The sequence below is a fragment of the Klebsiella sp. Ech2A genome, assembly GCF_030078455.1.
Lineage (GTDB): Bacteria > Pseudomonadota > Gammaproteobacteria > Enterobacterales > Enterobacteriaceae > Klebsiella > Klebsiella terrigena.
This window is the reverse complement of sequence record NZ_JAQGFU010000044.1, coordinates 1-12,477: the sequence shown is the minus strand read 5'-3', so window position 1 is coordinate 12,477 and position 12,477 is coordinate 1. Positions and strand designations below refer to the sequence as shown.

Annotated in this window: 11 protein-coding genes and 1 pseudogene; 9 read left to right on the top strand and 3 right to left on the bottom strand. The window is 59.7% G+C overall.

Features of this window, described 5'->3' with window-relative positions; all coding sequences use genetic code 11:
* Positions 1–79: 79 nt before the first annotated feature.
* Positions 80–232, top strand: a pseudogene (locus tag PFH44_RS11005) (hypothetical protein); the annotation flags it as partial.
* Here the strand turns inward: PFH44_RS11005 and PFH44_RS11000 are convergent.
* Positions 162–1,088 (bottom strand): LysR family transcriptional regulator, encoded by a 927-nt coding sequence (locus PFH44_RS11000; protein WP_283825026.1) that lies wholly within the window; start codon positions 1,086–1,088, stop codon positions 162–164. The pseudogene PFH44_RS11005 and the gene PFH44_RS11000 overlap by 71 nt on opposite strands.
* Positions 1,089–1,223: 135 nt before the next feature.
* On the opposite strand from PFH44_RS11000, the gene lysA reads away from it, so the two are divergent.
* Complete coding sequence (lysA, locus tag PFH44_RS10995; RefSeq protein WP_283825019.1) at positions 1,224–2,486, top strand: diaminopimelate decarboxylase; 1,263 nt, start codon at positions 1,224–1,226, stop codon at positions 2,484–2,486.
* On the opposite strand, the gene PFH44_RS10990 is transcribed toward lysA, so the two are convergent.
* A complete protein-coding gene (locus tag PFH44_RS10990) occupies positions 2,472–3,485 on the bottom strand; it encodes a LacI family DNA-binding transcriptional regulator (RefSeq protein ID WP_161795697.1) in 1,014 nt (337 codons plus the stop codon). The genes lysA and PFH44_RS10990 overlap by 15 nt on opposite strands.
* A gap of 67 nt (positions 3,486–3,552) precedes the next feature.
* Here PFH44_RS10990 and PFH44_RS10985 point away from each other — a divergent pair, with 67 nt between their 5' ends.
* From PFH44_RS10985 to PFH44_RS10965, 5 genes are all read left to right on the top strand, one after another.
* Positions 3,553–3,783, top strand: a complete 231-nt coding sequence (locus PFH44_RS10985) for a hypothetical protein (protein ID WP_283825018.1) — start codon at positions 3,553–3,555, stop codon at positions 3,781–3,783.
* A gap of 16 nt (positions 3,784–3,799) precedes the next feature.
* Positions 3,800–5,137: a PTS sugar transporter subunit IIC gene (locus tag PFH44_RS10980; RefSeq protein ID WP_133600458.1), complete on the top strand. Its 1,338-nt coding sequence runs from the start codon at positions 3,800–3,802 to the stop codon at positions 5,135–5,137.
* A gap of 7 nt (positions 5,138–5,144) precedes the next feature.
* Positions 5,145–6,572: a glycoside hydrolase family 1 protein gene (locus PFH44_RS10975; protein ID WP_283825017.1), complete on the top strand. Its 1,428-nt coding sequence runs from the start codon at positions 5,145–5,147 to the stop codon at positions 6,570–6,572.
* Positions 6,573–6,639: 67 nt separating this feature from the next.
* The gene (locus tag PFH44_RS10970) at positions 6,640–7,413 is read left to right on the top strand and encodes a GntR family transcriptional regulator (protein WP_045857414.1); all 774 of its coding nucleotides are present in this window, start codon (positions 6,640–6,642) and stop codon (positions 7,411–7,413) included.
* Positions 7,410–7,889, top strand: coding sequence for a GNAT family N-acetyltransferase (locus PFH44_RS10965; protein WP_283825016.1), 480 nt, complete (start codon positions 7,410–7,412; stop codon positions 7,887–7,889). Before PFH44_RS10970 ends, PFH44_RS10965 begins: the two co-directional genes overlap by 4 nt.
* Here the strand turns inward: PFH44_RS10965 and galR are convergent.
* Complete coding sequence (gene galR / locus PFH44_RS10960; protein ID WP_041147042.1) at positions 7,850–8,866, bottom strand: HTH-type transcriptional regulator GalR; 1,017 nt, start codon at positions 8,864–8,866, stop codon at positions 7,850–7,852. The two genes, PFH44_RS10965 and galR, sit on opposite strands and share 40 nt — an antisense overlap.
* A gap of 770 nt (positions 8,867–9,636) precedes the next feature.
* Between galR and aas the strand changes: the two genes are divergently transcribed.
* Both aas and lplT read left to right on the top strand, forming a co-directional pair.
* Positions 9,637–11,796: a bifunctional acyl-ACP--phospholipid O-acyltransferase/long-chain-fatty-acid--ACP ligase gene (gene aas / locus PFH44_RS10955; protein WP_283825015.1), complete on the top strand. Its 2,160-nt coding sequence runs from the start codon at positions 9,637–9,639 to the stop codon at positions 11,794–11,796.
* Positions 11,789–12,477, top strand: a 689-nt coding sequence (gene lplT / locus PFH44_RS10950; protein WP_283825014.1) for a lysophospholipid transporter LplT, incomplete at its 3' end; no start/stop codon positions are given. The genes aas and lplT, both read left to right, overlap by 8 nt.

The following is a 12,477-nucleotide window of genomic DNA, read 5'->3' as shown; positions in this document are numbered from 1 at the left end:
GATCGGCGAGAGAAGTGGAAAGCCGATCACAAGTTTGCTTCACCGGGGGAAACCATAAAAGGAGCGAATAATGAAAACGATTGGCCTGCTGGTGCCCGTAGAAAGCAGCCCGCTGCCGGTATTTGATACCGCGGCCATTCACGCCGCGGACGCGGTGGAGTTTATGCTTTCCTTAGCACCGTCTCGAGCGGGCGCTGGATCTGCGCGAGGCTGTGCTGCAAGTGGTGAATAAAGGCGTCGACCAGCGCCGAACCGGGGCGGTGCAGCGGGCGGATCATGCTGACGGTAAAGGGCACATCGATGCTGAAGCGGCGCACCGCGACGCCGCTTTCGGCATAGTCGAGGGCGGTGAGCGGGTTAACCACCGAGATGCCGACGCCTGCGCGTACCATCGCGCAAATTGACGCGGCGCTGTGGGTTTCGACCACCATTCGCCGCTTGACCTGATGCTCAAGGAACAGGGCGTCAAGCAGCTGGCGATAGCTGTCGGTCCGCGACAGGCTGATGTAGTTTTCAGCGTGGAAATCGGCGGGGGTCAGAACCTGCTTCGCGGCGAGCGGATGGCCCTGCGGCAGGACGCAGACCTCGTTCAGCGTCAGCAGCGGCGTGCGCTCGGTGCCGGCGGGCGTATGCAGGGTTTCGGTCAGGCCAAGATCGTGGCGCTGGGCGGAGAGCCACTCCTCCAGCAGGGGCGACTCCTGGGGGACAATCTGCAGGCTGACCTCCGGGTAGCGCGCCAGAAACGGCTGCAGCAGCAGCGGTAAAAACGACTGGGAGAATACCGGCAGGCACACCACCGATAGCTCGCCCTGGCGAAACTCGCGCAGGCTTTCCGCCGCGCTGACGATCCTGTCCAGCCCGTACCACGACCGCTGCACCTCTTCAAACAGCCGCAGCCCCTGGACCGTGGGCTGCAGGCGGCCGCGAGCGCGCTCAAAAAGCTTCAGCCCCAGCACCTTTTCAAAGCGCGCCAGCTCCCGGCTGACTGTCGGCTGCGAGGTATGCAGCATGCGGGCGGCCTCGGTCAGGTTACCGGTGGTCATCACCGCGTGGAAGATTTCGATATGGCGCAAATTGACGGCGGGCATGGCGGCTCTCGGATGGCGTGGGGTTTCCATATCATTTTTGCATAGACTCACGACAAAACGATATTTTTTATTCCCTTCTGGCTATGGCGTAATCATAAAAAAATACGCACAACGCCAACAACGCCGGAGTTCACCATGCCACGCTCGCTTTACGCCACCGATACCGACCTGACAGCAGATAACCTGCTGCGCCTGCCCGCCGAGTTTGGCTGCCCGGTATGGGTCTACGACGCGCAGATTATTCGCCGCCAGATTGCCCAGCTCGGTAAGTTTGACGTGGTGCGCTTTGCGCAGAAGGCCTGCTCAAACATTCATATCCTGCGCCTGATGCGCGAGCAGGGCGTGAAGGTCGATTCCGTATCGCTTGGCGAGATTGAGCGCGCGCTGGCGGCGGGCTACGATCCGCAGCAGCATCCGGAAGATATCGTCTTTACCGCCGATCTGATCGACGACGCGACCCTGGAGCGGGTGAAGGAGCTGCAGATCCCGGTCAACGCCGGGTCGGTGGATATGCTGAGCCAGCTGGGCGAAGTCTCGCCGGGCCATCGCGTGTGGCTGCGGGTCAATCCGGGGTTCGGTCACGGCCATAGCCAGAAAACCAATACCGGCGGCGAAAACAGCAAGCACGGTATCTGGTATAGCCACCTGCCGGCAGCGCTGGAGGTGATGCGTCGCTATCAGCTGCAGCTGGTGGGGATTCACATGCACATTGGCTCAGGGGTGGATTATGCTCACCTCGAGCAGGTGTGCGGCGCGATGGTGCGTCAGGTGATCGAGTTTGGTCAGGATCTGCAGGCGATCTCCGCCGGCGGCGGCCTGTCGATCCCGTATCGCGAAGGCGAAGAGGCGATCGATACCGATCATTATTACGGCCTGTGGAACGCCGCCCGCGAGCAGGTGGCGAAGCATCTTGGTCATCCGGTGAAGCTGGAGATCGAGCCGGGTCGTTTCCTGGTGGCGGAATCCGGCGTGCTGGTCTCCCAGGTGCGCAGCGTGAAGGAGATGGGCAGCCGTCACTTTGTGCTGATTGACGCCGGCTTTAACGACCTGATGCGTCCGTCGATGTACGGCAGCTACCACCACATCAGCGCCCTGGCGGCGGACGGTCGCGATCTTAGCGCGGCGCCGATGGTTGAAACCGTGGTCGCCGGACCGCTGTGCGAATCCGGGGACGTCTTTACCCAGCAGGAAGGGGGGAAGGTGGAAACGCGCCTGCTGCCTGACGTGGTGCCGGGCGATTACCTGGTGCTGCACGATACCGGCGCCTACGGCGCGTCGATGTCCTCGAACTACAACAGCCGCCCGCTGCTGCCGGAAGTGCTGTTCGATAACGGCAGCGCGCGGCTGATTCGCCGTCGCCAGACCATTCAGGAGCTGCTGCTCTTAGAGCAAATCTGATCTAAAACCAGGACCCGTCGTGACCGACTCGCGCAGCACCAGCGTGCCGGTAAACGGCGGGATCGTTTCGATCGGCTGATGGTTGGCAAGCTTGATCGCCTGATCGATGGCGGTGGTGATCATATTGTCGATGGGCAGATAGACCGTCGACAGGCCCGGCTCCAGCCACTTCGCGCTGGGGGCGTCATCAAAACCAAATAGCGAAACGTCCTGCGGGATCCGCAGTCCCGCCTGATGCAGCGCTTTTGAGGCGCCGAGCGCCATATCGTCGTTGCAGGAAAAAAGCGCGCTGAACGGCGTCTTTTCCTCCAGCAGCTCCCGGCACAGCTCGTAGCCGCGGGTCATCGTTGAGTCGCCGTATTTTACTCTTCCCTCATCCCACGCAATGCCATTTTTTTTCAGCGCCTTACGGTAGCCCTGCAGGCGGGCCTTGCCCGTTGGCGTGTGCATGGGGACCGTCAGGCAGGCGATCTCGCGATGGCCCTGGGCAATCAGATAGTTCACCGCCTGGAATGCGGCATCCTCCTGCTCGAAGAAAACGCAGCGCTCGCGCGCGAGACTGACGTCGCGGTTAATCACCACCAGCGGCATCTCGATGGAGTCGATAAGCGACATGATCTTTTTTTCGCTCATATGGCGGGTATAGAGGATGATGGCGTCGCACTGGCGATCGGCAAGCATCTGCACCGCTTCTTCTTCGCGCTCCGGCGCATCGTGGCCGTCGGTGACAATCAGCTGCTTTCCCCAGGCTTCGGTCTGGCGCGAGGCCTGCTGCAGCAGGCGGCCAAAGTAGAAGCCGTCGAAGGTGGACACCACCAGCCCGATGCTGTTACTGGTGCGGTTGGCCAGCGAACGGGCGAGAAAGTTCGGCCGATACCCCAGCTCCTCCATCGCTTTGAATACCTGCTGACGGGTACTCTCTTTTACCTGACCTGTGCCGTTCAACACGCGGGAAACCGTCGCTTTAGAGACGCCTGCGCGAATTGAGACATCCAGCATTGTAGCCATTCATCGATTCCTGATATCACGTGGTGTTTTGCAGTTTATCACAGACATTCAGGGGGATATGACCTCTACGCCGCGCAAAGAACTATCGGGATCACGCTTTTTGCAGGAACTGCGCCGCGGTAAAAACGATCCCGCTAATGCGGTATGCCAATATGATGAGGGTATAAAAATTTGGGATGCCAAATCAGGCGTTGAGATCTCAATCACAGAACTTTTTGCCGTCAGTGACTATTTTTTGGTATGCCAAAAGGTGTTCGGCTGTACACCTGGCGCGCAAAAAAGCCCTTAAACCTGAGGTATCCTCTATGGCATTGCAGGAAAAACTGATCGACTCACTGGGGAGTTTCGCCACGAAATTCAACAGCTACCGCTACATCATGGCGATAAAATCCGCCTTTATTACCCTGATGCCGGTGATCATCGTTGGCGCCTTTTCGGTGCTGATATCAAATATGGTGCTGGATCCGAAGAACGGACTGGCCAGCTTTCAGTCGCTGTCGTTTCTCGCCGCGCTCAAGCCGATTACCAGCGCGATAAACTATGCGACCCTCAACTTCCTCAATATTGGCGCCGTTTTTCTGATCGGCATCGAGCTGGGGCGCATTAACGGCATCAAGAGCCTGTTTCCCGGCCTGCTGGCGGTCATTTGCTTTATCTGCGTCACCCCAACCACCGTTGAGATGATGGTCGACGGCCAGATGCACGTGGTCAAAGACGTGCTGCTGCGCCAGTTCTCGGACACCCGCAGCCTGTTCCTCGGCATGTTTATCGCCATTCTGTCGGTCGAGATTTACTGCTGGCTGGAGACGCGCAAGGGCCTGAAGATAAAGATGCCGGATACCGTGCCGCCGAACGTGGCGGCGTCGTTTTCGGCGCTGATCCCGGCGATTTTTACCACCACCGCCATCGCCACCTTTGGCTTTATTTTCCATCAGCTGACCGGCATGTATCTGTATGACGCGGTTTACCTGGTGGTGCAGCAGCCGCTGGAGCGCGTGGTGCAAAGCCTGCCGGGGATCCTGCTGCTGATGTTCGTCGCCCAGCTGTTCTGGGTTATCGGTATTCACGGCAATCAGATGATCAAACCGATCCGCGAACCGCTGCTGCTGGGGGCTATCACCGTCAACATGAGCGCCTTTGAGCAGGGAAAAGAGGTGCCGAACATCATCACCATGCCGTTCTGGGACGTCTATATGAGCATCGGCGGCTCGGGGCTGACCATCGGCCTGCTGATTGCGGTAATGATCGCCAGCAAGCGCAAAGAGATGAAAGAGATCGCCAAGCTGTCGATCGGCCCGGGGCTGTTCAATATTAACGAACCGGTCATTTTCGGTATGCCGATCATGCTCAATCCGATCCTCGCGATCCCCTTTATCATCACGCCGCTGGTGACCGGCAGCATCGGCTATTTCGCCACGGCGGCCGGATTTGCCGGAAAAGCGGTGGTGATGGTGCCCTGGACCACGCCGCCGCTGATTAACGCCTGGCTCTCTACCGCCGGTTCGATGGGAGCGGTGGTGACCCAGCTGGTTTGTATCATCACCGCGGTACTGATTTACCTGCCGTTTGTGAAAATTGCCTCCCGCCGCCTGGAAACCGCGCAGCGGCAGGCGGAAAACGCGCAAATAACCGATAACGCCTGAGGATATGATGAGTACAAAAAGGATTGCGATTCCCGACGATTTTATCCTTGGCGCGGCGGCCTCCGCCTGGCAGACCGAGGGCTGGAGCGGCAAGAAAGAGGGCCAGGACTCCTGGCCCGATCTCTGGTACAAACGCGATCGCCACGTCTGGCATAACGGCTACGGCCCGGCGGTGGCCACCGATTTTATCAATCGCTTCCGCGAGGACGTCCAGCTGATGAAGCAGGCGGGGCTCACCCACTACCGCACCTCAATTAACTGGTCGCGCTTTCTGACCGACTATGAAAACGTCACGGTTGATGAGGAGTACGCGGCCTACTACGACCGGTTGTTCGACGAGCTGCTGGCGAACGGCATCGAGCCGATGATCTGCCTTGAACACTACGAGCTGCCGGGATATCTGCTGGAGCAGTACGGCGGCTGGGCGGCCAAAAAGGTCGTTGAGCTGTTCGTCCGCTACGCGGAGAAGGTGTTCGACCGCTATCATTACAAGGTCACGCGCTGGTTTACCTTCAATGAACCGATCGTCGTGCAAACCCGCGTCTACCTTGACGCGCTGCGCTGGCCCTACGAGCAGAATACCGGCACGTGGATGCAGTGGAACCACCATAAGGTGCTGGCGACGGCGAAGGTGGTCAGGCTGTTTCGCGATAAGGACTATCGCGGGACGGTGGGCTGCATTCTCAATCCTGAGGTGACCTACCCGCGCTCAGCGGCGGCTCACGACGTGCGCGCCGCCGAGGTTTACGATCTGTTTTATAATCGCATCTTCCTCGATCCGCTGGTCCACGGTGAGTATCCGCCAGAGCTGTTTGCGCTGCTGGCGCAGCACGACGTCGCCTGGGACTACAGCGCCGAAGAGCTGGCGATTATCCGCGACAACACCGTGGATGAGCTGGGCATTAACCTCTACTATCCGCACCGGGTTAAGGCGCCGTCGCGCGCCTGGCACCCGCAGACGCCGTTCCATCCGGCCTGGTATTACGAGCCCTTCGAGCTGCCCGGGCGGCGAATGAACGCCTCCCGCGGCTGGGAAATTTATCCGCGTATTGTCTTTGATATGGCGATGCGGATTAAAAATGATTACCGCAATATTCCGTGGTTTGTCGCCGAAAGCGGCATGGGCGTCGAAAACGAAGGCCAGTTTCGCAACGACGAAGGCACCATTGTCGACGAGTACCGCATTCGCTTTATCAGCGAGCATCTCTGGCAGACGCTGCTCGCGCGGGAGGCGGGTGCCAACTGTCACGGCTACATGCTGTGGGCGTTTACTGACAACGTGTCGCCGATGAACGCCTTTAAAAATCGCTACGGGCTGATTGAAATCGATCTGCAGAACGGCCGGGCGCGGCGACCGAAGGCTTCCGCCGGCTGGTTTCGCACGCTGCGCGAAAGCCGCGAGCTGACGCTGGATATCGACGATGAGTTGCGCTAGCCCGGCGTAAATTTTGCTAAGATAGCGCCGATATGGATTCACTCGCAGACAAGGCACAGGTGATATTGTGGAGAAGGCTATCATTCCGCCGGAAAAGAAACCCTACCAGGAAATTGGTGATGATTTGCGCGCCCAGATTGCGCAGGGGCGTTACCCCATCGGGTCGCGGCTGCCGCCGGAACGCAATATCGCCGAAACCTACGGCGTCAGCCGCACCATCGTCCGCGAAGCCCTGCTGATGCTGGAGCTGCAGGGCACGGTCGATATTCGCCAGGGCTCGGGGGTTTACGTGATGCGCATTCCCCACGAGGATGATAGCGAGGAAGAGCAGATGCTGAGCAGCGACGTCGGTCCGTTTGAGATCCTGCAGGCCCGCCAGCTGCTGGAGAGCAACATTGCCGCCTTTGCGGCAAAAATGGCGACGCGCGCCGATATCGACAACCTTAAGCGCATTATCGAGCAGGAGCAGCGGGCGATTGCCGGCAACGACGCCTCTCAGGATAACGCGCGGATGTTTCACCTGGTGCTGGCCGGGGCGACGCAAAACCAGATGCTGCTGGCAACGGTGGAGCGTATCTGGCTGCAGATGGACAGCAGCCCGCTCTGGCAGCAGTTTAACGTGCATATCGCCAGCCGCGCCTATCGCCTGAAGTGGCTCGGCGAGCGGCAGGCGATTCTTGCCGCGCTGCGCCGCCGCGACGTGATGGGCGCCTGGCAGGCGATGTGGCAGCACCTGGAAAATGTGAAAAACAGCCTGCTGGAGCTGTCGGACGAGGACGCGCCGGACTTTGACGGCTACCTGTTTGAGTCGGTGCCGATCTTTCAGGGAAAGCCGGTATGACCATTCTGCCTCTGTACGCCGCGCCGCAGCACGCGCCGCAGGTCACGGAGTGGCTGTGGCAGGCCTTTGGCGGTGAGACGCTGCCGCAGGCCCTTTTTGCCAGCATCGTCGCCCACAGCCAGACGCCGGGCGCGCTGCCGCTGACCTTTATTGCCGTTGAGGGCGAGCTTCTGCTGGGAACGGTGGGACTCTGGCGCTGCGATCTGATCAGCCGTCAGGATCTGTTTCCGTGGATGGCGGCGCTGTACGTTGCCGAAGCGGCGCGCGGGCAGGGGCTGGCGGGGAAACTACAGCGGCACGTTATCGACTATGCCCGCCTGAGCGGCTATCCGCAGCTGCATCTCTACTCCGCCTGCCGGGATTTTTACGAGCGCTTTGGCTGGCGCTATATCGGCGAGGGCCTCGATTATCCGGCCACCGCCGTGCACCTCTACCGCTACGACCTGTCGTTGTCCGACGGGGCGATCACCGAGTGACGGCGAACCAGCGTCGGGCTGAACAGATGGGTGATTTCCGGCGGCGGGAGCCTGTCCGCCAGCGCTAGCGCCAGTTCCGCCGCCTGGGTTGCCATGGTCACAATCGGGTAGCGCACCGTGGTCAGCCGCGGGCGAACGTAGCGGGATATCAGCACGTCATCAAAGCCAATCAGCGAAATCTCACGCGGCACGTCGATGCCGTTATCGTTCAGCACCCCCATCGCGCCGGCGGCCATTGAGTCGTTGTAGCTGGCAACGGCGGTAAAATTCCTGCCGCGTCCCAGCAGTTCGGTCATCGCCTGTTCGCCGCCGCTTTCATCCGGCTCGGCAAAGGTCACCAGCCGATCGTTGATGGCGATGCCGCTCTCTTTGAGCGCGTCGTAATAGCCCTGCAGACGATCTTCGGCATCCGAAATCGCGTGGTTGGAGCACAGATAGCCGATACGGGTATGGCCCTGCTGGATCAGATGGCGGGTCGCCAGCCAGGCGCCGTAGCGGTCGTCCAGCGCCACGCAGCGCTGCTCGAAGCCGGACAATATGCGGTTGATAAGCACCATGCCGGGAATTTGCTTCATCAGCCCGGCGAGCTCGTCATCGGGGATCATTTTTGCGTGCACTACCAGCGCCGCGCAGCGGTGGCGGATGAGCTGTTCAATCGCCTGGCGCTCTTTTTGGATGCTGTGGTAGCCGTTGCCAATCAGCAAAAAGTTGCCGGTATTGTAGGCGACCTGCTCGACGGCTTTGACCATGGCGCCGAAAAAGGGGTCGGATACGTCGCCCACCACCAGGCCGACGGTTTCCGTTGACTGCTGCGCCAGCGCGCGGGCGTTGGCGTTCGGGTGGTAGTTCAGCGCTTCCATCGCGGTGCTGACCGACTGGCGGGAAGCCTCGCTGGCTTTCGGGGAGTTGTTGATAACGCGGGATACGGTAGCGACGGACACTCCAGCGAGTCGGGCTACATCCTTAATTGTCGCCATACCAGACCTTTTATAGGGTAAGCGTTTACATTGAGGTTATGTTACGGGAAAGCTCGGCAGATTCAAGGGTAAGGGCTAACGGGTTAACGCAAATGTGATGCAGGTTTGCCTTGCTGGTGACAAAGTTACACACAGCCGGCGCGGCGAATGAAACGGCAGGAGGTAAATTCACACCTTTGGTTACACTTTGCGATTAGCTGTTGCGAATGTTCGCTGGTTTCACCGCTCAATGCATTGATATTCTGACTATCCCAGAGGTATTGATAGGTGGAGTCGACTTCACGTTGACCACTTTAATTACACCAGCCTGCGCAGATGCGCAGGTTTTTTTTTGCCCGCGGCAAACCGGCGCAGGCAGGCGGGCGTCAGCGGGGCGTTTTTCATTCGATCTGTTCCGGGGAATGTTCCCTTCACGGCTGTTCCGTACGCCCCGATGATGTTCTCTGCGGCCAGCCCGTCATCAAAAATCGGCAGTTTTCGCGCCTCTATGCGCCGCTGTTACAGTTAGCGAAAATGGTAATAACTGGTTGCACTTAGGCTCATTCCCTTGCGTTTTACCGCTGGCGTCGCGGGGCTAAAAAAACGGACAATCAGGATCCCAGAGGTATTGATAGGTGAGTTTCTTAAGTACGCTTTTCGTACTGATTATCTTGCACCGGCCTGCGCAGATGCGCAGGTTTTTTTTATTGTGAAAATTCTCCCCCACACTGCTTTCAACCGCCTTCTCGTGTAACCTTCAATGACTTAATAACCGGTCAGATGGAGTTGTTATGCTTTTGGCGTTTTTCAGGCTGCTGTTCAAAGGAATGTACCGGGTCAGGTTGACCGGTGACACGCAGGCTCTGCATGGCAAAAAGGTCCTCATTACCCCGAACCACGTCTCCTTCCTTGACGGGGTCCTGCTGGCGCTGTTTCTTCCCGTTCGCCCGGTCTTTGCGGTGTACTCCTCCATCAGCCAGCGCTGGTTCATGCGCGCGCTGTCGCCGATTATCGACTTTGTTCCCCTCGATCCGACCAAACCGATGTCGATTAAGCACCTCGTGCGCCTGATTGAGCAGGGGCGGCCGGTGGTTATCTTCCCGGAAGGGCGCATCTCGGTGAGCGGATCGCTGATGAAAATCTACGATGGGGCCGCGTTCGTTGCCGCGAAGTCGCAGGCCACCATTGTTCCGCTGCGTATCGAAGGCGCCGAGCTGACGCCGTTCAGCCGCCTGAAAGGGCTGGTCAGACGCCGCCCGTTCCCGCGCATCCGCCTCCACCTGCTGCCGCCGACGCATCTGCCGATGCCGGAAGCGCCGCGGGCCCGCGATCGCCGCAAAATTGCCGGCGAAATGCTGCATCAGATAATGATGGAAGCGCGGATGGCGGTGCGCCCGCGGGAAACGCTGTATGAATCTCTGCTGGCGGCTCAGGACCGTTTTGGCGCGCGGAAAAACTGCGTGGAAGATATTAACTTCCAGCCGGATACCTACCGCAAGCTGCTGACCAAAACGCTGTTTGTCGCACGAATTCTGGAGAAATACAGCGCGCAGGGCGAAAAAATCGGCCTGATGCTGCCGAACGCCGGGATCAGCGCGGCGGTGATTTTTGGCGCGATCGCGCGCGGGCGTATTCCGGCGATGATGAACTATACCGCCGGGGTAAAAGGCCTGAGCAGCGCGATTACCGCCGCTGAAATCAAAACCGTGTTCACCTCCCGCACCTTCCTCGATAAGGGCAAGCTCTGGCACCTGCCGGAGCAGCTGACCCAGGTGCGCTGGGTATTTCTTGAGGATTTAAAAGGCGACGTCACCGCCGCCGATAAGCTGTGGATCTTCAGCCATCTGCTGATGCCGAAGCTGGCGCAGGTCAGGCAGCAGCCGGAAGATGCGGCGATCGTGCTCTTCACCTCCGGTTCGGAAGGCCACCCGAAGGGCGTGGTGCATAGCCACAAGAGCATCCTTACCAACGTCGAGCAGATTAAAACCATCGCCGATTTTACCGCCAACGACCGCTTTATGTCGGCGCTGCCGCTGTTCCACTCCTTTGGCCTGACGGTCGGCCTGTTCACGCCGCTGTTTACCGGAGCGGAAGTGTTCCTCTACCCGAGCCCGCTGCACTACCGCGTGGTGCCGGAGCTGGTGTATGACCGCAACTGCACGGTGCTGTTCGGCACCTCAACGTTCCTCGGGAACTATGCCCGCTTTGCCAACCCCTATGATTTTTATCGTCTACGCTACGTGGTAGCCGGAGCGGAAAAACTTCAGGACAGCACGAAGCAGCTGTGGCAGGACAAATTTGGCCTGCGCATCCTCGAAGGCTATGGCGTAACCGAGTGCGCGCCGGTGGTGTCGATTAACGTCCCGATGGCGGCGAAGGTGGGCACCGTTGGGCGGATCCTGCCGGGAATGGACGCGCGCCTGCTGGCGATGCCGGGCATTGAAGAGGGCGGTCGTCTGCAGCTGAAAGGGCCGAACATTATGAACGGCTATCTGCGGGTGGAAAACCCGGGCGTGCTGGAAGCGCCTGGGGCGGAAAACCAGCATGGCGAAATGGAGAGCGGCTGGTACGACACCGGGGATATCGTCACCTTTGACGAGCAGGGATACGTGCGTATTCAGGGGCGCGCGAAGCGCTTTGCTAAAATTGCCGGCGAGATGGTGTCGCTGGAGATGGTGGAGCAGATGGCGCTGGCGGTCTCCCCCGAGCGGATGCACGGGACGGCCATCAGGCAGGATGCCAGCAAAGGCGAGGCTCTGGTGCTTTTCACCACCGATAATGAACTGAATCGCGAAAAGCTGCTGCGCTACGCCCGTGAGCACGGCGTGCCGGAGCTGGCGGTTCCGCGCGACATTCGCTGGCTGAAGCAGCTGCCGGTTCTCGGCAGCGGCAAGCCGGACTTTGTCACCCTTAAAAGTATGGTTGAAGAGACGGAACATTCGGATGAGTGAGTCAGTACACACTAACAATTCGCTGTACTCGAAGGGGATGGTGGCGGTTATCTGCGCCCAGTTTTTGTCGGCATTTGGCGATAACGCGCTGCTGTTTGCGACCCTTGCGCTGATGAAGCAGCAGTTCTACCCGGAGTGGAGCCAGCCGGTGATGCAGATGCTGTTTGTGGGCGCTTACATTCTCTTTGCGCCATTTGTCGGGCAGTTTGCCGACAGCTTCGCCAAGGGGCGGGTGATGATGGTCGCCAACGGCATGAAGCTGGTTGGCGCCGGCTGTATCTGCTTTGGCGTGAATCCGTTTCTCGGCTACACCCTGGTCGGGATCGGCGCGGCCGCCTACTCCCCGGCGAAATACGGCATTCTCGGCGAGCTGACCACCGGCGATAAGCTGGTGAAGGCCAACGGCCTGATGGAGTCCTCGACCATCGCCGCGATCCTGCTGGGCTCGATGGCGGGCGGCATCCTCGCGGACTGGCACGTGCTGGCGGCGCTGGCCCTCTGCGCGCTGGTCTACGGCGGCGCGGTGGTGGCGAACCTGTGGATCCCCAAGCTGCCGGCGGCCCGTCCCGGACAATCCTGGCGCTTCACGCCGATGACTCACAGCTTCTTCAGCGCCTGTAAAACGCTGTGGCGCAACGGGGAGACGCGCTTTTCGCTGGTGGGAACCAGCCTGTTCTGGGG